Source organism: Myxococcus stipitatus DSM 14675 (genome assembly GCF_000331735.1).
In the GTDB taxonomy this organism is placed as follows: Bacteria; Myxococcota; Myxococcia; order Myxococcales; family Myxococcaceae; genus Myxococcus; species Myxococcus stipitatus.
Map to the genome: position 1 here is coordinate 3,875,541 of NC_020126.1, position 22,555 is coordinate 3,898,095.

Genomic DNA, 22,555 nt, shown 5'->3' on the forward strand with positions numbered 1-22,555 from the left:
CACGAGTCGACAGCAACTCAGGTGCACAAGGCGCAAGTATATTTAGTGTCCACTTGACACGAAGTCCACGGAAATGACAACGACCCGGCCGCCCGAGAGGGTGACCGGGTCGTCGGAGCGACTCACGCCGATGCGTCAGTCCAGCTTGGTCGTGCCCTGGACCAGCGACGTGGCGGCAATCTCGGAGCCGAGCTGGTAGTACGTGCTCCCCGGGTTGCGCTCCGTCTGGATGCAGCGGGGGCCGCCCGTGCCGAACACCACGCTGACGTAGACGGTGCCCGTGAACGGCTGGCCCGCGTTGTACGCGCGGTAGCTCGTGTCCGAAGGATTCGAGACGTCGTTCTCCAGGACGTAGCGGTCCGGGGTGCACGACGTGGTGTTGGAGAGGCCCACCGGCTTCGTGCAGGAGGCATCCGCGAAGAGGTTCCCCGTGGAGAAGATGCTGGAGACGGGGAAGCAGCGCAGGGTGCCCGCCGAGTCCTTCAGGAAGGCGCAGTTCGTGTTGAGCTGGGTGTCGTGGAGCGTCAGGGGAATCTGGACCTTGTCACCCGCGCTCGCGCCACGAATCTTGAGCCGGCCGTGGGTCTTGAGGTCGAGCTCCTTCGCCTCCACGAAGCTCGAGGCGGCAATCTCCGCGCCCGCCTGGTAGTAGGTCGTGTTCGGAGGGGACTGCGGGTTCAGCTGGCACGCGCCACCGCCCGTCGTCCCGTAGACCTGGGTGACCTTCGCTCCGACCGCGTAGACCTTGGCGCCTGGACCACACTGGTCCTGCGCGAAGGTCACCGCGAAGCGAGGCGTCCCGCACGTCGAATAGAAGGCCGGCTCGGTGCAGGTGTTGTTCACGGCGGCGACCTTCGCGTTGCCCACCGCGGTGCTGGTGCCCGTGGGCAGGCAGCGCACCTTGTTGTCGCTCGCCTTCTGGAGGATGCAGGCCGTGTCCCGGACTGTGTCCTGGATGTGGTGCAGCTGCGCGGACCCGTCCTCACCCTCGATGAAGTGAACCGTGATGCCCTTGTCCGCCTGCTTCTGCTTCACAGCGCCTCGCACGAAGGTGCCAGCGGCGACCTCGGGGCCGGCGCGGTAGGCCTTGAAGCCAGGGGACACCGGAATGGAGTCGCATGCCCCCGTGCTGCTCTTGGCGAACACGGACGTCGTGATTTCAGCGCCGACGGTGTGGAAGGTCGGGTTCACGCCACAGCCGACGTTGCGCTTCATGAAGAAGTCGGTCGCCGCCACGGGCTCCGAGGTGACGACGATTCCCTCGGTGCAGCTCGCATCGAGGTAGTAGCCCGAGCCACCCGCGGGGACGTACTCCATGCCGCCCGGGACGCAGTAGAGGGCGCCATCGGCTCCCGCGCTCTCCCAGGTGCAGGTCTTCTTCAGCTTGCTGTCATGCCATTCATCCGGCCAGCGCAGGCCATCCGTGGTGGTGGTCACCTGGGCCTTGATGCGCGAGCCGCTCTTGAAGAAGTCGGCGACGTTGAGGGTCCCTCCGGGCTCACCGCCTGGCCCCGGATTGTTGTCGTCGTCCGAGTCCTTGGTCCCACCGCAACCCGTCCCCCACAGCACAGCCAGCACCAGACCTGTGTAGATGCAACGCATGGTGTCTTCCCGATGATGCTCGAGTAGTGGCGCGGCCCCCATGCCGCGACCATCCGGCCCCCAAGGCCGGAGTTGTCGGCTTAGCGCCAACGCAACGCGGCGACAACCCGACAGTCGACCGATGTCATGACTTCAGCCTTCGAACGTTGCGCTGTTCGCGAATCCCAAATCCCATATCTGGAACGACAACGGCCCGGTCCTCACGTGGGAACCGGGCCGGCATCTTGGGTCTCAGCAGTGGAGAGCCTTTGCTCTCATTCCGCGAGCGTCAGTCCCGCGTCCGTGTCCCTTCCACCAGCGACGTCGCGGGAATCTCCACTCCCAGCTGGTAGTACGCGGCGCCTGACGTGCGCTGCGCCGGTCGGCAGTCGCCCGGTGTCCCTCCGCCGAACGGGCGCTCGAAGAGGGGACCGTCGTGCTTCGCGCCCGTGTTGTAGGCGCGGTAGTACGGCGTCGTCGCCGTGAAGGTGCGCACCAGGACATGCTTCGAGGGCGGCGAGGACGCGCACGTCGGCACGTCTTCGACGCCCACCGGGCTCGTGCAGGCGGAGTCCGCGAAGAGGTTCTGATTGCTGCTGAGGTTCGAGAGGGGGAAGCAGCGGAGCTTTCGACTCGCGTCCTCCAGGAACCTGCAGTCGGTGTCGAGCTCGGTGTCATGCACGCCCACGGGGATGCGGACCGCGTCACCCGCCGCCATCCCGCGCACCTTGAGCCGGCCATGCGTCTTGAGGTCGACCTCCTTCAGCTCCACGAAGCTCGAGGCCGGAATCGGGGCACCCGCCTGGAAGAAGCGAGTGTCCGGAGGCACCATCGTGAGGGGTTGGCACACGCCCGCGCCCGCCGCGCTGTAGACCTGGGTGACTTCCACTCCGGCTTCGTGGACCGTGGAGGCCGGTGCACACGAGGACTGCGACAAGGTCACCGCGAAGCGGGGCCGCGCCACGCAGGTCGCGGAGTAGGCGGCTTCGGTGCACGTCGGGTTCACCGCGGCGAAGGCCAGCTGTCCGTGCGCGGTGGTGGGGCCGACGGGGAGGCAGCGTCGCTTCCCGTCGCTTGCCCAGTGGTTCCCGCAGGCCGTGTCCCGGGCTACGTCGCGGAGGTGGACGAACTGCGCCGACCCGTCCTCGCCGTCGATGAAGTGGGCCGAGATGCCAGAGTCCTTCGTCCGCTCCTTCAAGGTCCCTCGCGCGAAGGTCCCCGCTGTCACTCCCGCGCCCACGCGGTACACCTTGGAGGCGGGGGACACGGGCACTTCCGAGCACGTCGTGCCGTCATGGAAGTACGCGGTCGTGCGCGAGACGAGCTCTCCCATGGCGTGATAGCGCGGGTACTCGCCACACGCGGCTCCCTTCCTCGCGAAGTGGGTGCCTGGAGGGAGCAACTCCGAGCGGAGGATGAGCCCCTCGGTGCAGCCCGCGTCGGCGTAGAAGCCCCCCTTCCCCGGGGGGATGGAGTTCATCTCCCGGGGGATGCAGGAGACGGCGCCGCCCCCACCGCTCTCTTCCCAGTAGCAGGGTTGGTTCAACGTGGTGTCGAACCAGAGGAAGCCCTCGGTCGGCCAGCGCAGGCCGTCCGCCGTGGTCGTCACCTGCGCCTTGAGACGGGAGCCACTCTTGTAGAAGTCGTCGGGCGACTCCTGCCCCGGTTGTCCCGGTCCGTCGTCCACTTCGTCCTTCGACGGGGAACAACCCATGACCACGAGCACTGCCAGCAACACCGACGTGTCACGACATCGCATCGTTCTTCCTGCTTTCGGCTCGTGCCATGGCCAGACCTTCAGCCATCCCCTCTCCAGCGCGAGTCCCGTAATTGTCGCATAGTCGCCAATCCGCCGTGGATGGAATCAGCGGGGCCCTGGCCTGAAACGACAGCGGCCCGGCCCCCAGGGGAGGGGACCGGGCCGATGGGACGGCCTGCCGAAGCGCGTGGAGACTAGAAGCGCGCCTGCAGCAGCGTGTTGAAGCCCAGGGCGTGCGGCTTCTCGAACGTGGGCTGCGCCACGCCGGTGATGTCGTCGCGGAACGTGGTCCGGTTGGTGTCGTACGTGTAGTAGACCTCGCCGACTGCGGCGACGGAGTCGGACAGGTCCCAGCGGAACGTGGCCTTGGCGGAGTAGATGGGCTCCGCGCCGCACGCCCCCGAGCCACCGCACGTCTCCGGCAGGATGCTCAGCTGGTTGACGTCACGCACCACCACGGTGCGCGTGCCAATCAGGTTCGCCGGCGGGTTGTTGCCGCCCAGCACCGGCGACGGGCTGCGGAACGACGCCGGACGCTGCACGCCGACGATGACGCCCGGCGTGAAGTGCAGCTTCGGCAGGTGGTAGTCCGCGCCGATGGCCAGGAACATCTCCGGGTTCAGCTTCGTCCCCTCGGGGAAGTCCTGGAACGGGGGGAAGCCCGGCACGTCGAACTGGATGTACGAGAGGCTGCGGTACAGGCCCAGCACGTTCATGCGCAGGAAGCCCAGCTTGGCGCGCGCCTGGAGCGCCAGCGCCGTGGCGCCCTGGGGCTTGGTCGCGCCGAACTCGTCCGGCTTCTCCAGCGTCTGGGACAGGTAGCTGCCCTCGAGCGACACGGAGTAGGAGAGGCCACCCGGGTACTGCTCCGGCGCGAAGAACCGCTCGTAGATCTCCGGGTCGTTCTTGTAGAGCCGGAAGTCCACGCTGGTGCCCACCGGCACACCCACGTGGTAGACGACCTGCGCGGACAGGCCCGCCGCATTCACCGGCGCCTCGACGCCCAGCGTGGCGAGTCCCGGAACCAGGCCCTTCTGGAAGTAGCCGCCGCCCGCCTCGACGCGCAGCGTGTCCAGGATGTCCCAGCCCGCGCCGGCCATGACGCCGTAGAGCGTCTCTTCCTCGAGGATGAGCTCGTTCTGCACCAGCGCCGTCTTGCCGCCGACGTACGCGTACCACTTCTCACGCGTGATCTGCAGCTTGGCGCCGGGCACGCCGTTGGTGGCCGAGCGCGTGGTGAACACGCCGCTGCCGCCCCACGAGATGCGGTACGCGTAGCCCAGACGGAAGCGGTCCGCGGACACCGGGAAGCCGACGAGCGAGATGCCTTCCTTCTCGCCCCAGCCCGGCGGCTGGTAGTTCAGCCGGATGTAGCTGGAGTTGTCCTGGATGGCGACGTTGCCACTGGGACGCTCGAGCACGAGCAACGTCAGCGCGGCCTCCGTCGTCAGTCCCTCGAAGAACGCCGGTGCCTTCTTGTAGAGCACGATGTTCGACAGCGACTCGAAGCCGGAGAACCGCGTGTTGAAGTTGTCGTAGAACTGGGTGTTCTGGTTGCCCGCGCCAAACCGCGCATTGGGGCTGTTGGGCGTCGTCTCGCCCGAGCCCGCAAGCACGTTGTCGTCCGCGAAGACGAACGACAGGCGCGTGTCCACGAAGTCACTGGCCCAGGCGGGCGCACTCAAGGAGATAAGCCCCGACAGGGCCAGCTTCTGCAGCGTTTTCAATGTCCCTCTCCACGGAGCGCCCGCTTGGAACGCTCCTCCCTGCGCCCCGATGAAACGGGGCGCGAGCTTTGTCAAAAGTCTACTGAGTCACGCAAGGCTTGATGGGACGCGGGCACTCCAGGCCCGGACCGGGGTAGCAGCAGAGGTCGTCCTGGTCTCGAGGCAGCACGACCCACCGGGGACGTGCCGCGCCGACATGGCGCAGGTGGCCGACGACATCGAACGTCGCCCCCTGCAGGAAGCGGCACTGCTTGGCCCGCTCCGCGTCGGAGTCATTCGGGTCACACTGGACCACCAGGTCCGGCACCGCGTCCTTGGTGACCAGGTTGATGCGGGTGTTCGGGTGCTGGGCCAGGGTGCAGGTGACCACGCCGCCGAGCGGGTCCTGCGGGGAGACCCAGATGACGGTCTGGTCGCCCGTGAGCGTGCGCTCCAGGCGGGTGGTCGCGGCGAGCGACACGGTGGTCTCCGGGCCCGGCTCGACCGCACCGCCGAAGCGCACGTGGGCCGGCTTGTCGCACCAGATGTTCATGGTCGAGCCGGCCGTGTACGCGTTGGGCGAGCGCGTCCAGTGCGCGGTGGCGGGGGCCACGGGGGGCACCGCGTTCAGCGTGTGCAGGCGCGCGGGCACGGAGTCATCCAGGCCGGCGGCCGGAGCGCCCGTGGGGTTCATCTCCACCACGAACTGACCGAAGTTGTCGTAGGTCGTCTTCTCCGTGCACAGCTTGCCGCGGAACTCTCCCCGGCCCAGCGTGCAGTCGATGTTGCACTGGCGCTCGGGCACGTCCGTGTCGGTGGGCGAGTCCGTGCCGCAGGCGCCGTAGCCGGTGCTGCCCGCCTGGCAGAAGGTGGCCACCATGTTGTTGCCGTTGGCGTCGCAGCTCTTGAAGACGGTGGGGAACTTCACCCGGCGCACCTTCACGAGCGAGGACTCCAGGCCCTCCATCTTGTAGTTGCCGTAGTTGTAGCCGCACAGCGGGTCGGTGATGTACGGCGACGCGGTGTAGCCACAGAGCCGGCCGTTGATCTCCACCGGCTTCGACAGGTCCAGGTACTTGTTCCACTGGTCCTGGGGCAGCAGGCGGACCTTCTCGCGGATGTTCCACGAGGGGAACGTCAGCTGCGTGGTGGAGGTGAACTCCTGCACCGAGCCCGCGATGGACCAGAGCAGGTCACCGGGGTCCAACCCCTCCGGGAAGGAGTAGTTGTAGATGAACATGGAGTTGAACCGGCCCGGGTAGAAGCCGGAGGGCTCCGCGGTGAACTGGGAGACGGAGCCGGAGATGCTGCCCTCGCGCACCTGGCACGCGGTCAGGTCCGTCACGAAGAAGCCGCCCGGGTCCGTGCCCGTGACGAGCAGGGTGACGGGCTGGCCGTTGTTCGGGTCATCCGGGGCGCAGTTCTGCACCAGCGCCGGGCCCGCCTCGGGCGCGCGACCGATGCGCATGAACGTGCCGCTGTACGCCGTCTGCTGGTTGCCGTTCTGCGGCACCTGCACCGTGGCGATGGTGGGCTCCTCGAAGAACAGCGAGCGCGACAGGCCCGTGGACGAGGTGCGGTGCGCGGGCTCCGGGGGAAGCTCGCCCGGGACGACCTCGCCGTTGGCGTAGTCGACCTGGACGGGTTCGTCCTCCACCCACACGTGGGTCTCACCGTAGAGCTGGCCGGTGCGCACGCTGCCCGTTCCCCGGCCGTTCGTCAGCTGCGCCCAGCGGTAGCGGTACGGGCCCGTGAGGTTGCCCGGGACGGTGCGGAAGGAGGCCGGCCCGTTGAAGTCCGCCAGGGGCTGGCCCTTCACGTCCATCGCCTGGATATCCAGCTCGATCTCCACCAGCGTCCGGGGCAGGGCCAGCAGGCAGTCCTTGGTCCCACGCACGTCCAGGGGGACCGCGGACTGGACGCCGCCGTACTTCGCGGCGCAGGCGGCCACGACGGGCACGTCCTTGCGCGGGTTCGTGTTCGCCTCGTAGATGCCCTTGACCGTGACCTGGAAGGCCCCGAGCCCAGAAGGTTGGGGCGTCTCTTGGGTGTAACAGCCGGCCAGGGACAGCGCCGACAGCAGCAGGAGCCTCTTCATTACTTCACCCTCCGGCCAATGCGGCCGTCTTCCACGGCGTCGGCGATGGGCATCGCCGTCGGGTTCGAGCAGAAATTCCGCAGCTGCTGCGTCACCGTTCCGCACACGGGATTGGTTCCGCTCAGGATGTCGCGGCAGTCACAGCGGCCGGTGAACGGGCCCGGGGAGGGCGTGCACGCGGCCTTGGCCTTCGCGGTGTCGTCGACGCCCGGCGCGTTGCAGCCGGCCGGGTCGTAGCCCTTGGCCGCCAGCCCGGCGCACGTGCAGTCGCCCACCGGCTTGGCCGCGATGCAGGCCGCGCGGGCCTGGTCGGCGTTGGTGATCTCCGGCGCGCCGCACTTGGACGCATCGAAGCCGTTGCGCGCCAGGTCGCCGCAGGAGCAGGAGCCCACGCGCGCCGCCAGCTCATTCTCGTAGTCCTGCATCTCACGGCAGGACGCGACCAGGCGCTCGTTCACCACCCAGCGGCCCCCGATGAAGGCGCCGCAGCGCTGGCCATCCGGCTTGTTGCCGCGCGTGGCGAAGCCCGCGTTGATGTCGTCGCAGGTGCAGAAGTCCTGCATGTAGCCGATGAGCGAGTCGCGCAGGGAGATGCCCGTCTCCTGGCGCGTGGTGTTGCGCTTGAGGACGTTGAAGCCCGAGCCACCCTTCGCGATGTAGTCGTTCACCGCGACGCGGTACGTGCCGAACGGGTTGAGCGGCTCGTCGCCAATCTGGATGTCCGTGCCGGGGTGCGCGTAGCAGCGGCCCTTGGTGGAGGAGCTGCTCTCGTCCTGGAGGCACTGCCAGGGCGCGTGGCCCTCGCGGTTGTCGGTGGGGCAGTCCGCGCCCGCCATCGAGATGTCGCACTCGACGCGCAGGTCGTTGATCTGCACCTGGGCGCAGTCCATGGTGAACCGCGCGCCGGAGATCTGCGCCTGGCTCACGCAGCCGCGCTCGGCGGAGCGCTCGGCCACGAAGTCGAACATCTCCTGCATCTCCTTGCCGGAGATGTACATGATGTTGATGGTGTTCTCGAACGGGAACACGTTGAACATCGACTCCTGGGAGATGACGCCGGAGTAGAGGTTGTCGCGGATGCCCAGCGAGTTGGTGAGCGCCATCTGCGCGTCCACCCGGCGGCGCTTGCGCATGGAGTCCGCCGCGATGTTGCCCAGCGGCGAGTCACCGCCCGTCGAGTTGTTGCGGCGGGTCACATCCGTGGGCGCGTACGCGAAGATGTTGGTGAGCTGCAGCTTCATGTCCATGCCGATGATGTAGGGCTGGAGCATGTGCGTGGTGAACCGGTCCTCCTGCTCGCGGCACTTGTCGATGGCGGCGCGAACGGCGGGAATCTGGATGAACTGGCCGTCCTCCCAGAAGATGTTCGGGTCGTAGCGGAAGCGGCGCATGGCGTCGTCGCACCAGAGCGCGTCGATGGGGAACACGCGGTAGTCCTGGCTGATGACCTCGCCGCCCTCACCGGAGCCGAGCACGTCCGGCATCTTCACGACCAGGTCCAGCCGGCCCACGTACTTGGAGAAGGCGCCGGAGTGCGCGAGCACCACCTTGCGGCCGCTCGGGTCGGAGATGAGCTGCGGCGGGTTGAGCACCACGTGCAGGTGGCCGCCCATCACCACGTCGACGCCGCTGACGCCCGGGATGTGCACGCGCACGACGGACTTCTCGTGGCCTTCGGGACCGAACCACTCCAGCACCTGCCACGGGTTGCTCTCGCGGCGGATGAAGCTGCGGGCGCGGCCGTACTCGTAATAGGCCTCATAGCCCTGGATGACGTCCTGGTCCTCGGTGAGGCCCAGGTGGCTGACGATGACGATGAGGTCCGTCACCGGGCGCAGCAGCGCCACGTACGCGCGGACCACCTCGTTCTGCTCCAGCGGGGTGACCTGCATGCTGTTGCCACCCTCGACGATGGAGTTGAGGGAGGAGATGTTGGCCATGCCGATGACACCCACCCGCACGCCCTTGATGTTGCGGATGGTGTACGGCGAGGTCTCCAGCGCGGTCTCGTTGCTGCCGTTCTGCCGCCAGTCGTTCCAGTTGTAGTTGGCGGCCAGCAGGGGGAAGGTCGCGTGCTGCTTGGCCTGCTGGGTGAAGTTCAGCGCGCCCGCGTCGAACTCGTGGTTGCCCACGACGGCGGCGTCCAGGCGGGAGGCGGAGAGGAAGCGGAACTCCACCTCGCCGTTGTTGAGGTTGAAGATGGGGGCACCCTGGAAGCAGTCTCCAGAGTCCAGGTGCATCACTCGCTCCCCCCGCTCGCGCTCGCGCTTGAGCAGCGCGGCCATGCGAGTGGCTCCACCGAAGGGACCGGCCTCGGGCACGAGGCCCAGGTCCTGGTCCGTCTTCAACGGAGCGAAGTCATAGGGGATGAGGCGGGAGTGGATGTCCGAGGTATGAAGGAGCGTCAGCCGCACCTCCTGCCCCTCGAGGTGGTAGTCCTGGCCCTCCACCACAGGCATGCATGAAGCAGTGGCCAGGGCACATAGAAGGCCGAGCAGGAGGCGACGCATCAGGAAGATTCCGTGTTTCGGTAGGACGTCGGGGGTAAACCGCGCGCAAAGTACGGTATCGGACAAGATCGGGCAAGCAACGGCGCGATGGCAACCCGCCTCATCTACCGCGATGCGCACCCTCAGGAGAACAGCCAGACATGCGGCAAAGCCATTCCAGTGTGACTGACATCGAGATCATCGAGGATTTCTCGTCTTCAGCCCGTTGCGACGAGGGGTTCCTCCGAGTCAAACGCCTGCGGTGTCGCAACCGACGCGCGGATGGTTCGTCTTCACCCGTCTACAGGGTGGATGTGGTGGACCGGCCCCGGCTGGATGCGGTGTCGGTGCTCGTCTATCGACGCGGTGCGGCGGGGCTCGAGGTCCTGACGCGGATGAACCTGAGGCCCGCGGCCTTCTTCCGGAAGGACCAGCGCGACGCGATGACGGTGCCGGACCCGGCGGCGGGCTACCTGCGGGTGGAGGAGATTGTCGCGGGGCTCCTGGAGCCGGAGGACAAGGGGGAGGAAGGGCTTCGCCGGCGCGCGGCGGAGGAGGTGCGGGAGGAGGCGGGCTATGGCGTGAGGCCGGAGGACATCCAGCTGTTGGGGGGCGCGTTCTTCCTGGCGCCGGGCATCCTCTCCGAGAAGGTGTTCCCCGCCGCGGTGGACGTCACGGGCGTGACGCAGGAGGAGCCGGAGGGGGACGGGTCGCCGCTGGAGGAGGGGACGCTCTTGCACTGGCGGCCGTTCCAGGAGGTGCTGGAGGCGTGCAGGCGAGGGGACATCCCGGATGCGAAGACGGAGGTGTCGCTCACGAGGTTGCTTGCCCGGATGGGGTGAAGCGCCGCGGCGGGGTTCCTCGGGGCCGCGTGCCGGGGTAGGGTGCGCGGCGTTTCGAACTCCACTGCCGAGGTTGCTGCATGTCGTCGCTGCCCCCGTGGCTGGCCAACCTGTTGCCCATCGTCATCCTGCTGGGAGCCATCTCGCTCGTGCTCGCGAGGCTCCCCAAGGTGGAGCTGGGCCATACGGATGCCTTCCGCCGACGCCGCTTCTTCAACTGGTTCCCGTTGGGGATGACGTACGCGTTCCTCTACATGGGGCGCTACAACGTCAACGAAGCCACCAGCGCGATGAAGGGCCACACGTCCAACGCGGACTTCGGCACCATCTTCTTCTGGGGCACGTTGGTCTACGGCTTCGCGTTCCTCATCAACGGCCCGCTGACGGACAAGCTGGGGGGCCGCAAGACGATTCTCCTGGCCGCCGCGGGCTCGTCGGTGGCGAACGTGCTGATGGGCACCGTCGTCTACAAGGTGCTCACGCAGGGCTGGCAGCCGCCCGGTGGCATCGTGGGCTCGCTGTCGTTCCTCTACGCCGTCAACATGTACTTCCAGAGCTTCGGCGCGGTCTCCATCGTCAAGGTGAACGCGGCCTGGTTCCACGTGCGCGAGCGCGGCCAGCTGGGCGGCGTCTTCGGCATCCTCATCTCGTTGGGCGTGTACTTCGCCTACGACTGGAGCCGCGTCATCGCCAAGGCGGCGCCCACGTACTGGGTGTTCTTCGTGCCGGCGGTCGTCCTCGCGGCCTTCGTGGTGCTGGACTTCTTCGTCATCCGCGACACGCCGAGCCACACGGGGCACCCGGACTTCGACACGCAGGATGCCTCCAGCGGTGAGCAGGGCAAGAGCCTGGGGGTGGGCGAGGTCCTCTGGAAGATGCTGACCAACCGGGCCATCATCATCATCATGCTGGTGGAGTTCTGCAGCGGCTTCATGCGCAACGCCATCATGCAGTGGTACCCCAAGTTCGCCCGCGCGACGGGCATCGGCGAGACCTTCGTCGCGTCCAACTGGGGCATGCTCCTGTGTGTCGCGGGCATCACGGGCGGCATGTTCGCCGGCGTCATCAGCGACCGCGTGTTCGACTCGCGCCGCGGGCCTGTCTCCGCGGTGCTCTACGCGGGCATGAGCCTGGGCGCCGTGGCCGCGCTGTTCCTGCTCGAGAGCCCCGCGCTGGGGTGGACCGTCATCTTCATGTCGCTGTGTGTGATTGGCGTGCACGGCATGCTGTCCGGCACGGCCAGCATGGACTTCGGCGGCAAGAAGAACGCGGGCCTCGCGGTGGGCATCATCGACGGCGCCGTGTACGCGGGCACCGCGCTCCAGTCGCTGCTGCTCGGGCGCATCCTGCCCGCGGGCGACGTCGCCAAGGACCCGGGCAACTGGGGCAACTGGCCGCTCGCCATGCTGCCGCTGTCGTTCGGTGGATTGTTGCTGGCCACCCGCGTGTGGAATGCCCGCCCGCAGCCGAAGGCCGGCACCGCCGCGCCAGCGGTTGCCACCGCGCAGACAGTTTCAGCTCCTAGGACTGGTACCGAGGGCTGAGGTCCCTGTGAAGGGGGAGACGTCACGGGGGAGCCATCCCTCCCCCGTGACAGGGTTGTAACGTAGAGTGAGGCTGTGACCCAGGCACCCGCACCCCTGCAAAGCCGCTTCGAGGTTCACGACCGGAAGCAGTTCGAGATCAAGCTCGAGTACCAGCCTTCGGGCGTGGATGAGACTCGCTATCTCGTGGAGGCACACCTGTTCCTTCCGGGCAGCCTCTACATCGACGCGGAGACGTACCCCCGCGCGGACTTCTACGCGGACATCCACAACTACGTGCGCTTCAAGACGCCGGTGATGGCGGTGCAGGAGCTGCTCACGTCGGATGCCTCTCCGCTGGTGAAGCTGGAGGCGTGGCTGCGCACGGGGCTGGGCTCCGAAGGGGACATCGTCTACCAGGCGAAGCTGCTGTCCTGTGTGCTGCGGGGCGCGCTGCGGCGCTTCGCCACGGGCGTGGAGGCGCGCTGCGAGGGCCCGGTGTCGCTGCCCACGGACGCGTGCGCGACGCTGGAGTCGGATGTCCTGGCGATGCAGTCGGGGGTGGCGCAGGTGCTGGAGCGCTTCCGCCAGTGGCTTCGTTCGGTGGGGGAGCTGCGGGTGCAGGACCGCTCGCGCATGTCGCTGCGCCTGGTGGACGAGTACGTGAGCCTCCTGGTGGAGAACGGCTTCCGGCGCGCGGTGGCGGACATGAAGTCGCTGCCGCGAGGGGAGCCGTGGCTGGGGCTGCGCAAGGGGCTGATGGACGCGGTGCTGCGCGAGGAGGTCTACCGCAAGGAGAACCGGCTGCGCAGCGTGCTGAGCCCCACGGGGGACAACGAGGAGTACATCCAGCGGCTGGGCATGCTGAAGAAGTTCTGCATGAACGTGCTCTTCCTCTCCTCGCGCCGGCGGCAGAAGCGGCAGGGCTGGGAGGAGGTGCTCTTCGCGCTCGCGGCGGGCATCGCCATGTCGTTCGCGACCGCGGTGGCCTTGTGGGCGCAGATCCGCTTCACGCAGGTGAGCCTCAACTTCTTCCTCATCGCCGTGGTCGGCTACATGATGAAGGACCGCATCAAGGAGGGCCTGCGGCGCGTCCTGAGCCGGGTGGCGGCCACGCACCTGTCGGACCGGACCGCGGCCCTGGTGGACCCGGTGACGGGGCGCACCATCGGCACGTGTGAGGAGCGCGTGGACTACGCGCCCAAGGTGCCGGCGTCCGTGACGGCGCTGCGCCACCAGGACGACTTCCTCATGGTGTCCCAGGGCGAGGTGACGGAGACGGTCATCCGCTACCAGAAGCACATCGTGCTGGATGCGCGCCTGTTGCCTCGCACGGAGCGGGGCCTGTCGGGCGTGACGGACATCCTCCGGCTCAACGTGGGCCGGTTCCTGCGGGACATGGACGAGCCGGAGCTGGCGCTGGAGTACGTGGACCTGGCGGACCTGTCCGTGGGCCACATCCGAGGCGCCAAGCGCTACCCCGTGGACGTGGTCTTCCGCTTCACGGTGGAGGAAGGGGAGACGGACCGGCGCCAGGAGAGCACGCAGATGGTGCGACTGGTATTGGACCGCAACGGCATCCAGCGCATGCAGCGCTTCGCGGACGCGGGGCAGGGCGTGCCTCCTGGTCCCATGCCCTGGCAGTCGGCCGCCTGAGGCGGCGGTTTAGGCGGCACGGTCGCGCGCGCGAGGGTAATGTTCGCCGCGCCCATGGCTCCTGAAGACTTCAAGAAGCGCATTCGCGCCGACTGGCGCGACAGCCTGAACGCCGTCCTGGCCCGGGCCCGCTCGCTCGGTGAGCGGGCGGTGCTGGCGTTCGACCTGGACTCCACGCTGCTCGACAACCGGCACCGCCAGGCCCGCATCCTCCGGGAATATGGGCAGGCGCACGCGGTTGCCGCCCTGGCCGCGTGTGGGCCGGACCACTGGACCTCCGGCTGGGACATGCGTGACGCGATGCGCGCATGCGGCCTGGGGGACGTGCAGGTCGAAGACCACTTCCCTGTCGCGCGAAAGTTCTGGGCGGAGCGGTTCTTCACCAGCGAGTACTGCGAGATCGACGAGGCCATCGAAGGGGCCGCGGCCTTCACGCATGCCGTGGTCGCCACGGGCGCACACCTGGTCTACGTCACGGGCCGCCATGAGGGCATGCGCGCCGGCTCCACCGCCTGCCTGCGCCGCCACGGAATGGTGACGCCCGACGAGAAGCAGGTGCTCCTGGTGATGAAGCCCACGCTGAGCGACGACGATGACGCGTTCAAGCGAGAGGCCCACGCGAGGCTGGGTCGGCTGGGCACCGTGGTGGCCGCCTTCGACAACGAGCCCACCCACGCCAACGACTATCAGCGGCGCTTTCCGGAGGCACTCGTGATTCATCTGGCCACGGACCATTCCGGCAGGCCCGTCACGCTGTTGGATGGCATCATCAGCGTGCCTCATTTCACGCTCGTTTCCTGACGCACCGCGCCTGAATGACAGGCGCGGCCGGATGGGGTTTGAAAGGCTTTGAAGTCCCCCTGCCGCGCGCTATGAGGCGCACGGCGTCCGCCGCTCCTGGAGGGTAGGGGCGGCCAGCATGGAGGCACCCGCGGTGGCCAGCCCGTACTCGAAGGACCTGCTGTTGACGATGTACCGGAAGATGTACCTCATCCGCCGTTTCGAGGAGCGCGCGGGTCAGCAGTACACGCTGGGGAAGATTGCCGGCTTCTGTCACCTGTACATCGGGCAGGAGGCGGTGGCTGTGGGTCCGGTGGAGGCCATCCGCCAGGACGACTACATGCTCAGCGCGTACCGCGACCATGGCCAGCCCCTGGCGCGTGGCAGTGACGCGGGCATGGTGATGGCGGAGCTGTTCGGCCGCGGCACCGGCTACAGCAAGGGCAAGGGCGGCTCGATGCACATCTTCGACATCGAGCACCACTTCTACGGCGGCTACGGCATCGTCGGCGGGCAGATTCCGCTGGCGGCCGGCATGGCCTTCGCCAGCCGCTATCGCAACGAGGACCGCGTCACGGTCTGCTACTTCGGCGACGCGGCGGCCAACCAGGGCGCGCTGCACGAGACGTTCAACATGGCGTCGAAGTGGAAGCTGCCGGTCATCTACATCTGCGAGAACAACCGCTACGGCATGGGTACCGCCATCGCCCGCACGGCCGCGGTGCCGGAAATCTACAAGCGCGCCGCCGCCTACGACATGCGGGGCGAGCCGGTGGACGGCATGGACGCGCTGAAGATGTACGAGGCCGTGAAGGACGCGGCCGCGTGGTGCCGCGCGGGCAAGGGCCCGGTGCTGCTGGAGGCGAACACGTACCGCTTCCGCGGCCACTCCATGGCGGACCCGGCCAACTACCGCACCAAGCAGGAGGTGGAGGACGAGCGCAAGAACGACCCCATCCCCAAGCTGCGCGAGTACACCCTGGCGCAGGGCCTGGCGGTGGCGGCGGACTTCGAGCGCATCGACGAAGAGGTGAAGGCGCAGGTGGACGCCGCGGTGAAGTTCGCGGACGAGTCCCCGGAGCCGAGCGTGGAGGAGCTGTGGCGAGACACCATCGTCGAGCCGGGTGAGGCCGACGTGCGGCCCCGTGAGCGGGTCCTGGGCATGAAGGTGACGAACTGGCCGTCGTACCCGACGGGCCAGGAGCTGAAGGTCACCTGGGACCTGGAGCCTCGCGAGCAGGCGGAAGCCGCGGACAAGAAGGCGGGCCTGATCCGCTGAAGGCGCTCAGGACCCTTGTCTCAACCCAACCTTTTTTGATTTCGAGTCGGAGCCGACGATGCCCGAGTTGATGTACCGCGAGGCGCTGAACCAGGCGCTCGCCGAGGAGATGGAGCGCGACGCCAACGTCTTCCTGATTGGCGAGGAAGTGGGCCGCTACAACGGCGCGTTCAAGGTGTCGCAGGGACTGCTGGACCGGTTCGGGAGCGCGCGCATCATCGACGCGCCCATCTCCGAGCTGGGCTTTGGTGGCATGAGCGTGGGCGCGGCCATGGTGGGCCTGCGTCCGGTGGTGGAGATGATGACGTGGAACTTCGCCATCCTGGCGATGGACCAGATCGTCAACAACGCCGCCAAGCTGCGCCACATGTCGGGTGGACAGCTGCGCTGCCCCATCGTCTTCCGCGGCCCGGGTGGCGCGGGTGGACGTCTGTCCAGCCAGCACAGCCAGGCGCTCGAGGCGAACTACGCGCACTTCCCGGGCCTGAAGGTCATCGCGCCCGCGACGCCCGCGGACGCCAAGGGCATGTTGAAGGCGGCCATCCGCGACGAGAACCCCGTCATCATGTTCGAGGGCGAGCGGCTCTACGCGCTCAAGGGCGAGGTGCCCGAGGGCGAGCACGTGGTGCCGCTGGGCAAGGCGGACGTGAAGCGGGAGGGCACGGACGTCACCGTCATCACCTGGAGCCGCATGTATTACTTCTGCATGCAGGCGGCCGAGGAGTTGGCGAAGGAGGGCATCAGCGTGGAGGTCCTGGACCTGCGCACGCTGCGGCCCTTGGATGAGGAGGCCATCCTCGCGAGCGTGCGCAAGACGAACCGCGCCGTCATCGTGGAGGAGGGGTGGGCGCTGGCGGGTATCGGCGCCTCGGTGGTGGACATCATCCAGTCCAAGGCGTTCGACGAGCTGGACGCGCCGGTGGAGCGCGTGACGGGGCTCGATGTGAACATGTCCTACGCGGCGAATCTGGAGAACGCGACCCAGCCGGACGCGCCCAAGATCATCGCCGCGGTGAAGAAGGTGCTGTACCGCCAGGGAGCCTGACCGTATGGCCATTCCCATTCAGATGCCGAGCCTCTCCCCGACGATGACGGAGGGGAAGATCGTCAAGTGGCTGAAGAAGGTGGGGGACAAGGTCTCCTCCGGTGAGGCGCTCGCCGAGGTGGAGACGGACAAGTCCAACCTCGAGATCGAGGCCTACGACGACGGCTACGTGCTGCAGATCCTCGTCGAGGCGAACCAGACGGCGGCTGTCGGCGCGCCCATCGCGTACATCGGCAAGCAGGGAGAGAAGGTCGCGGGTGGTGGCGCGGCCCCGGCTCCCCAGGCGGCTGCTGCCCCGGCGCCCGCGCCGAAGGTGGAGGCTCCTGCTCCGGTCGCCGCTCCCGCGGCTTCGGGGGGCGGCCGCATCGCCATCCAGATGCCGAGCCTCTCCCCGACGATGACGGAGGGGAAGATCGTCAAGTGGCTGAAGAAGGTGGGGGACAAGGTCTCCTCCGGTGAGGCGCTCGCCGAGGTGGAGACGGACAAGTCCAACCTCGAGATCGAGGCCTACGACGACGGCACGCTGGCGGAGATCGTCGTGGGCGCGAACCAGTCGGCGCCCGTCGGTTCCCCCATCGCGTACATCGCGGCGAAGGGGGGCAAGGCGGCGGCTGCTGCCGCGGCTCCCGCTCCCGTGGCCAGGCCCGCGGAAGTGGCGGCGGCGCCCAAGCCCCAGGCCACGCCCGCTCCGGCTCCGGTGGCCCCGGCGCAGGCGGAGGGCCGCCGGGTGCGCGCCAGTCCGCTCGCGAAGAAGATCGCCCGCGACCGTGGCGTGGACATCACGCGCGTGCAGGGCTCGGGTCCGTCGGGTCGCGTGGTGAAGCGCGACATCGAAGAGGCCCTGGCTCGGGGCGTGACGGCTCCGGCTCCCTCGGCGCCCACGGCTCCGGTGGCGCGCAAGGCTCCGGCCGCGGTGGCTGCACGCGCCGAGTCTCGGACCGAGCCGCTGACGTCCATGCGCAAGGTGATTGCGCAGCGGATGACGGAGGTGAAGCCCGGCGTGCCGCACTTCTATCTCACCATCGAGGTGGAGATGGACGCGGCCGTGAAGGTGCGCGAGGAGGCGAAGGCGCTGGACCTCAAGGTCTCCGTCAACGACCTCGTCGTGAAGGCCGTGGCGATGGCGGTGAAGCGCTATCCGAAAATCAACGTCTCGCTCCAGGGGGACCAGGTGGTCCACCATGGCTCGGTGGACGTCGGTGTGGCGGTCGCGTTGGAGCAGGGGCTCATCACGCCCGTGGTTCGGGACGCGGACCAGAAGGGGCTCCAGGCCATCTCCACGGAGGTGCGTGAGTTGGCCGAGCGTGCCCGCAAGCGCGCCCTCAAGCCCGACGAGTACACGGGCGGCTCCATCACCGTGAGCAACCTGGGCATGTACGGCATCGACCAGTTCGTCGCCATCATCAACCCGCCGCAGGCGTCCATCCTCGCGGTGGGCGCGGTGAGCGACAAGGTGGTGGTGCGCGACGGGCAGATGGTGATTCGCAAGATGATGACGGCGACGTTGTCGTGCGACCACCGCATCATCGACGGTGCCATCGGCGCCGAGTTCATGCGGGAGCTGCGCGGCCTCTTGGAGCACCCCACGCGGCTGCTCTTCTAGTCGTCGTTGCCTTGAAGGCCCGCTCCTCCCGCGCCAACCCCGGCGCGTGGGAGCGGGCCTTGTTGCATCCACTACCGGCGCGTGGGCTCCGCGCCGTGCGCTTGTTCCTCCAGCCGGCGCTGCTCGCAGGTGACGCGCGCCTGCTGCTCCCTGGGGGTGCCGGTGGGCAGTTCGTGCTCATCCTCCAGGGAGCGGCCGACCATGCCGGGCCAGGGCTCGGGGCGCGTGGCCTCCACATGGTCGATGTGCTCGGCGTACTCGTTGTCCGGGGGCGCGTTGCGCGGCATGTCGTCTGGCTTGTCCTGGTGCGCCATGACGGTGTCCTCCTTCGGGACGTGGCGGAAGTTCCACCGTTAACGGTGCGGCGCGACGGGGCGCTGGGCCAGTCGTGGCCCGCTGCGTGGCCCGCTCCCCCGCTCAGTGGGCGGCCGCAAAAAAAGCCCGGCAGGCGAGTCGGTTCGCTGCTTAACTTCGTTCCAAATGAACGACGACATGACACGCGAACGGCTTGTCCAGGGTGTGTCGGAGTTGGAGGCGCGGGTGGGCCCGCCGCTGCCTCTCACGCAGTCGCTGCAAAAGGCCCTGCTCGGAGCGGTGTTCCCCCTCACCGCGGAAGAGCTCACCTGGGTGGCTCGGGAGAACGAGGCGCCGTCCTCCGTCCTCTCCTTGTTGGGAAGCCTGCCGCAGGGACGTTTCTCCTCGATGGACGCGGTGACTTCGGCGTTGGAGCAGGATGCCTCCCGCCCGGACCCGCTCCCCCCCACACCCTCCCTCCCGTCCTCCCGCTGAGCTCGTCTCTCCAGCGCGCGCCAGGCTCTGTCCTGGCGTGCTCAATCCGCTGGTACGCCCGGGGAGCAGGCGGACCACCATGCGCTCGTCCAGAAATTCCTGGGGGTCAAACCTGTCTGGTTGCTCTAGAGTTGAGGAGGCGTGGCGTCACGGGGGGACGGTTCCGTGGGCGCGGAGAAGAAAGGGAGTCGGAGGAGGCGCTATTCTGGGAGCCACCAGCCTGGCCTCTCCGTGGGATAGCCGGCCAGGAGGAGCGTCATGAACCCGTCTGAACTGCCCGCGGTGCTGTACGTCGACGATGACGCCCTCAACCTGCGGGTCTTCGACGCGAACTTCGGACAGCGCTTCCGCATCTTCCGCAGCGCGTCTCCCAGCGAAGCGCTGACGCTGCTCGAGCAGCGCAAGGGCGAGATTGGCGTCATCCTCTCCGACCAGCGCATGCCGGGGATGACGGGCGTGGAGCTCTTGGAGCGCGCGCGCTCGATTGCGCCCGACGCCAAGCGCATGCTCGTCACGGCCTACGCGGACATGCAGGCCGTCATCGACGCGGTGAACCGCGGACAGGTGACGCGCTACTTCGTCAAGCCGTGGGACCGCTCGGAGCTGCAGGCCGCGCTGGATGATGCGCTCAAGATCGCGCGCCTGGAGCTGCGCATCCGCGAGGTGGAAGGGCGGATGATGAAGTCGGAGCGCCTGGCCACGCTGGGGCAGGTGACCGCGGGCATCGCTCACGAGCTGATGGGCCCGGTGGGCTACCTCTCGCAGAACGTGGCCTCGCTCCAGCGCGACCTCACGAGCGTCATCCAGTACGTGTCGAGGCACCTGTCCACGGACCCGAACCCGTCGGTGGCGGAGACGGTGGAGGACCTGCCCGCGCTCATCAAGGACCTGGCGGATGGCGCCGAGCACCTGCGGCAGGTCGCCCTGGGGCTGCGCGCACAGGCGCGAGGCGAGGACATGGAGGCCACCGCGGACGTGGCCGAAGTGGTGTCCTTCGCGGTGAAGCTGGCGCGCGCGGAGGTGAGAGACCGTGCTCGGCTGACGAGCAACGGCGAGCCCGTGCGAGTCGTCTTCGGTCCCGTGAAGCTGTGCCAGGTGCTGCTCAACCTCGTGGTCAACGCGGCGCAGGCCATGGGGGGCACCGGGCGTCAGGGGCGCATCGAGGTGCGCTGGGCCGTGCGGCCGGAAGACGTGGTGCTGACGGTGGCGGACAACGGCTGCGGCATCCCCATGGACCTGCAGGAGCGCGTCTTCCAGCCGCTGTTCACCACGAAGCCCGTGGGCATCGGCACGGGCCTGGGCCTGTCCATCTGCCGCGAGCTGGTGACTCAGGCGGGCGGCAGCCTGCGACTGTCCTCCACGCCGGGCGAGGGGACGGACATCGAAATCACCCTCCGGCGAGCCCCGCTCCCCTGAGGCCGAAGGCGTTGCTGAGCATGCGCCACACCCGGTGGAGCGTCTCGCTCTCCGAGCGGCGCACGTCCTCCACCAGCAGCGCGCGCGTGGGGCCCGCGCCCTCGCGTGTGTACTCGACGAGCAGCGCGTAGCGAGGGCCGGGGCGCTCCACCAGGTGCACGGCTCGGACGGCGTCGAAGGCGATGAGCTCCGAGCGGGTCGCGCTGGGGGCCCACGTCAGTCGCTCCAGTCGCAGCGTCTCCGTGCGGAAGTGCAGGACGAAGCGGCGGCGGCTCAGTCGCGACTCCAGCTTCAGCGCCAGGCCCACGAGTGCGGCGGCCACCAGCGCGAGCGCGGCCGACGCGGAGGGGAGTGTGCCTGCCTCCTGGCCCACCAGGATGGCCGCGCCCACGGCGCAGCCCACGCCCACGGCCACGCTCAACCCGGGCAGCATTCTCCACTCCCACCGAGGTGGAAGGGACTCACCCACGAGCCGGCCGCTGTCGTAGCGCAGGCGCACGTCGCCGAGCAGCGGGGGAATCCGGTTCTCCTGCAACGCGTCCTGGAAGCTCGCCACGCGCCCAGCATAGCGGTCCATCGCATGCGAGCCTCGAAGTCCGCGCGAAGCTGTGCGAATCTCCAAAGCCATGGATCTCCCGTTCGAGACCGGTGAGAGCGGCGGTGAGGAGGGGGGGACGCTCGCCTCGACGGTGCTGGTGGTGGACGACGAGCCCGTCGTTCTGGACATCTGCGCGCGGCTGCTGGAGCGCGAGTCGGACCTGGTGGTGCTGGTGGCGGAGAGCGCGGAGGAAGCGCTGCCTCTCCTGCGCGAGCAACGCATCGACGTGCTGGTGACGGACAAGAACCTCCCAGGAATGGGAGGGGTGGAGCTCGTCGCCCAGGCGCGCGGGCTGCAACCTTCACTCGAAGCGCTGATGATCACGGCCTACGCGAGCAGCGAGTCCGTCATCGCCGCCTTCGCCGCGGGCGCGAGCGACTACATCCTCAAGCCGTTCGACGACTTGCGAGTGCTGCGCGCCAAGGTGCGGGCGGCGCTGGAGCGGCGCACCGCTGGCAGCCGCGTGCGAGAGCAGGCGAGGGAAGTGGCGCGCGAGGCCTCCGCGCTCCTCTCCGCCGGGCAGGATGCGCCAGAGCCCGCCCATGAAGCACTCGAAGTGGAACTCCGAGCCTACGAAGAGTCTTCGCGCGCGGTGCAGCAGGGCACCGTGGGTGTGGTGGGCAGCGCCGATGCGCTCTCCGCGCTGACGGAGGCGGGATTCGAGGTGCTGGAGCTGGCCCCGTATGCGCCGGAGCTGGAGCGCGTGGACGTCGTCGTCGTGGAGACGGGCGACCCGCAGTGGCGCACGCTGGCGGAGCGTCTTCAGAGCCGGCCGCCGGATGTGCTGTTGCTCGCCAGCCCCCAGGCGGACCTGGGCGACTTGCTGGAGGCCATCACCTTGCGCATGGACCTGGTGGGCTTCGGCTCCTCACAGGGCGCGAGCGTCCTCCCGGAGAAGGTGCGGATGCTGTTGCTGAGGCGAGGCGTCCAGCGAGCGTTGGACCGGCTTGCCGCCGCGCTCACCGCGTTTCGTCAGAGCATCCGCGCGCGCTCAGCCTGAGAGGGCGAACACATGGGCAGGGGCTCGGGCGATACATGGCTCGGGCCGTGCTCATGCCCGCAGCCTGTCTTTGAAAAAGAAAACGCCCGCCTTCTTTTCAGAAGGCGGGCGTCTGAGTGACCCTGCCGGGATTCGAACCCGAGTTTGTGCCGTGAGAGGGCACCGTCCTAACCGCTAGACGACAGGGCCGACATTTCGCTGCAACCACCGTGTTTCTGCTGCTGCTTCCTACATCTTGTTTCCGCTCTCGTCAACCATCTGATTTCGAGCTTCTTTTTTTCTGCGGACTGCGGTGCTGCGAGCTGGGGAACTAGGATTCGAACCTAGATAAGCAGAGTCAGAGTCTGCTGTCCTGCCGTTAGACGATTCCCCAATCACTGCGGCTGCCTCT

16 protein-coding genes, 2 tRNA genes and 1 pseudogene are annotated in these 22,555 nt (G+C 68.1%); 10 read left to right on the plus strand and 9 right to left on the minus strand.

Going from position 1 to position 22,555, the window contains the following annotated elements; all coding sequences use genetic code 11:
• Nucleotides 1-135: 135 nt before the first annotated feature.
• The 5 genes from MYSTI_RS15115 to MYSTI_RS15135 form a co-directional block, all read right to left on the minus strand.
• Entirely contained in the window at nt 136-1,602 is a 1,467-nt protein-coding gene (locus MYSTI_RS15115) for a DUF7481 family protein (protein ID WP_015348635.1), read from the minus strand.
• A 268-nt stretch (nt 1,603-1,870) separates the two neighbouring features.
• The gene (locus MYSTI_RS15120; protein ID WP_015348636.1) at nt 1,871-3,340 is read right to left on the minus strand and encodes a DUF7481 family protein; all 1,470 of its coding nucleotides are present in this window, start codon (nt 3,338-3,340) and stop codon (nt 1,871-1,873) included.
• A gap of 194 nt (nt 3,341-3,534) precedes the next feature.
• Nucleotides 3,535-5,067: a hypothetical protein gene (locus tag MYSTI_RS15125; protein ID WP_015348637.1), complete on the minus strand. Its 1,533-nt coding sequence runs from the start codon at nt 5,065-5,067 to the stop codon at nt 3,535-3,537.
• A gap of 79 nt (nt 5,068-5,146) precedes the next feature.
• Complete coding sequence (locus tag MYSTI_RS15130) at nt 5,147-7,144, minus strand: hypothetical protein (RefSeq protein WP_015348638.1); 1,998 nt, start codon at nt 7,142-7,144, stop codon at nt 5,147-5,149.
• Nucleotides 7,144-9,654 (minus strand): bifunctional metallophosphatase/5'-nucleotidase, encoded by a 2,511-nt coding sequence (locus MYSTI_RS15135; protein ID WP_084668146.1) that lies wholly within the window; start codon nt 9,652-9,654, stop codon nt 7,144-7,146. Before MYSTI_RS15135 ends, MYSTI_RS15130 begins: the two co-directional genes overlap by 1 nt.
• Before the next feature lie 140 nt (nt 9,655-9,794).
• Here MYSTI_RS15135 and MYSTI_RS15140 point away from each other — a divergent pair, with 140 nt between their 5' ends.
• The 7 genes and pseudogenes from MYSTI_RS15140 (at nt 9,795) to MYSTI_RS15170 (ending at nt 18,361) form a co-directional block, all read left to right on the plus strand.
• On the plus strand, nt 9,795-10,475 hold the full coding sequence (locus MYSTI_RS15140) for an NUDIX hydrolase (RefSeq protein WP_015348640.1): 681 nt from the start codon (nt 9,795-9,797) through the stop codon (nt 10,473-10,475).
• 80 nt (nt 10,476-10,555) lie between these two features.
• On the plus strand, nt 10,556-12,019 hold the full coding sequence (locus tag MYSTI_RS15145) for an MFS transporter (RefSeq protein WP_015348641.1): 1,464 nt from the start codon (nt 10,556-10,558) through the stop codon (nt 12,017-12,019).
• Between the two features lie 75 nt (nt 12,020-12,094).
• On the plus strand, nt 12,095-13,654 hold the full coding sequence (locus MYSTI_RS15150; protein WP_015348642.1) for a hypothetical protein: 1,560 nt from the start codon (nt 12,095-12,097) through the stop codon (nt 13,652-13,654).
• Nucleotides 13,655-13,708: 54 nt separating this feature from the next.
• Nucleotides 13,709-14,455, plus strand: a complete 747-nt coding sequence (locus MYSTI_RS15155; RefSeq protein WP_044283673.1) for a hypothetical protein — start codon at nt 13,709-13,711, stop codon at nt 14,453-14,455.
• 133 nt (nt 14,456-14,588) lie between these two features.
• Nucleotides 14,589-15,713 (plus strand): pyruvate dehydrogenase (acetyl-transferring) E1 component subunit alpha, encoded by a 1,125-nt coding sequence (pdhA, locus tag MYSTI_RS15160; RefSeq protein ID WP_063639794.1) that lies wholly within the window; start codon nt 14,589-14,591, stop codon nt 15,711-15,713.
• A 55-nt stretch (nt 15,714-15,768) separates the two neighbouring features.
• Nucleotides 15,769-16,758, plus strand: a pseudogene (locus MYSTI_RS15165) (pyruvate dehydrogenase complex E1 component subunit beta); the annotation flags it as partial.
• A gap of 4 nt (nt 16,759-16,762) precedes the next feature.
• The gene (locus tag MYSTI_RS15170; protein ID WP_015348646.1) at nt 16,763-18,361 is read left to right on the plus strand and encodes a pyruvate dehydrogenase complex dihydrolipoamide acetyltransferase; all 1,599 of its coding nucleotides are present in this window, start codon (nt 16,763-16,765) and stop codon (nt 18,359-18,361) included.
• Between the two features lie 71 nt (nt 18,362-18,432).
• Here MYSTI_RS15170 and MYSTI_RS15175 read toward each other — a convergent pair whose 3' ends face one another.
• Nucleotides 18,433-18,675, minus strand: a complete 243-nt coding sequence (locus MYSTI_RS15175; RefSeq protein WP_015348647.1) for a hypothetical protein — start codon at nt 18,673-18,675, stop codon at nt 18,433-18,435.
• 178 nt (nt 18,676-18,853) lie between these two features.
• Between MYSTI_RS15175 and MYSTI_RS15180 the strand changes: the two genes are divergently transcribed.
• Together MYSTI_RS15180 and MYSTI_RS15185 are read left to right on the plus strand one after the other, a co-directional pair.
• Nucleotides 18,854-19,150 (plus strand): DUF2795 domain-containing protein, encoded by a 297-nt coding sequence (locus tag MYSTI_RS15180; RefSeq protein ID WP_044283675.1) that lies wholly within the window; start codon nt 18,854-18,856, stop codon nt 19,148-19,150.
• Nucleotides 19,151-19,408: 258 nt separating this feature from the next.
• Entirely contained in the window at nt 19,409-20,566 is a 1,158-nt protein-coding gene (locus MYSTI_RS15185) for a sensor histidine kinase (RefSeq protein ID WP_015348649.1), read from the plus strand.
• Here MYSTI_RS15185 and MYSTI_RS15190 read toward each other — a convergent pair.
• Nucleotides 20,538-21,143 carry a hypothetical protein gene (locus MYSTI_RS15190; protein ID WP_015348650.1) on the minus strand — a complete coding sequence of 202 codons (606 nt, stop codon included), beginning with the start codon at nt 21,141-21,143 and terminating at the stop codon, nt 20,538-20,540. The genes MYSTI_RS15185 and MYSTI_RS15190 overlap by 29 nt on opposite strands.
• A gap of 49 nt (nt 21,144-21,192) precedes the next feature.
• On the opposite strand from MYSTI_RS15190, the gene MYSTI_RS15195 reads away from it, so the two are divergent.
• Nucleotides 21,193-22,164, plus strand: a complete 972-nt coding sequence (locus MYSTI_RS15195) for a response regulator (RefSeq protein ID WP_015348651.1) — start codon at nt 21,193-21,195, stop codon at nt 22,162-22,164.
• A gap of 117 nt (nt 22,165-22,281) precedes the next feature.
• Here MYSTI_RS15195 and MYSTI_RS15200 read toward each other — a convergent pair.
• Both MYSTI_RS15200 and MYSTI_RS15205 read right to left on the minus strand, forming a co-directional pair.
• Nucleotides 22,282-22,353 (minus strand) — tRNA-Glu (locus tag MYSTI_RS15200).
• A gap of 113 nt (nt 22,354-22,466) precedes the next feature.
• A tRNA-Gln gene (locus MYSTI_RS15205) sits at nt 22,467-22,537 on the minus strand.
• Nucleotides 22,538-22,555 lie beyond the last annotated feature (18 nt).

Excerpts from the sequence above, each read along its gene's own strand:
- MYSTI_RS15120 (WP_015348636.1), bottom strand. The coding sequence starts at position 3,340 with ATGCGATGTCGTGACACGTCGGTGTTGCTGGCAGTGCTCGTGGTCATG.
- MYSTI_RS15170 (WP_015348646.1), top strand. The coding sequence starts at position 16,763 with ATGGCCATTCCCATTCAGATGCCGAGCCTCTCCCCGACGATGACGGAG.
- MYSTI_RS15185 (WP_015348649.1), top strand. The coding sequence starts at position 19,409 with ATGAACCCGTCTGAACTGCCCGCGGTGCTGTACGTCGACGATGACGCC.
- MYSTI_RS15115 (WP_015348635.1), bottom strand. The coding sequence starts at position 1,602 with ATGCGTTGCATCTACACAGGTCTGGTGCTGGCTGTGCTGTGGGGGACG.
- MYSTI_RS15195 (WP_015348651.1), top strand. The coding sequence starts at position 21,193 with ATGGATCTCCCGTTCGAGACCGGTGAGAGCGGCGGTGAGGAGGGGGGG.
- MYSTI_RS15145 (WP_015348641.1), top strand. The coding sequence starts at position 10,556 with ATGTCGTCGCTGCCCCCGTGGCTGGCCAACCTGTTGCCCATCGTCATC.
- MYSTI_RS15180 (WP_044283675.1), top strand. The coding sequence starts at position 18,854 with ATGACACGCGAACGGCTTGTCCAGGGTGTGTCGGAGTTGGAGGCGCGG.
- MYSTI_RS15190 (WP_015348650.1), bottom strand. The coding sequence starts at position 21,143 with ATGGACCGCTATGCTGGGCGCGTGGCGAGCTTCCAGGACGCGTTGCAG.
- MYSTI_RS15155 (WP_044283673.1), top strand. The coding sequence starts at position 13,709 with ATGGCTCCTGAAGACTTCAAGAAGCGCATTCGCGCCGACTGGCGCGAC.
- MYSTI_RS15175 (WP_015348647.1), bottom strand. The coding sequence starts at position 18,675 with ATGGCGCACCAGGACAAGCCAGACGACATGCCGCGCAACGCGCCCCCG.
- MYSTI_RS15135 (WP_084668146.1), bottom strand. The coding sequence starts at position 9,654 with ATGCGTCGCCTCCTGCTCGGCCTTCTATGTGCCCTGGCCACTGCTTCA.
- MYSTI_RS15140 (WP_015348640.1), top strand. The coding sequence starts at position 9,795 with ATGCGGCAAAGCCATTCCAGTGTGACTGACATCGAGATCATCGAGGAT.
- MYSTI_RS15130 (WP_015348638.1), bottom strand. The coding sequence starts at position 7,144 with ATGAAGAGGCTCCTGCTGCTGTCGGCGCTGTCCCTGGCCGGCTGTTAC.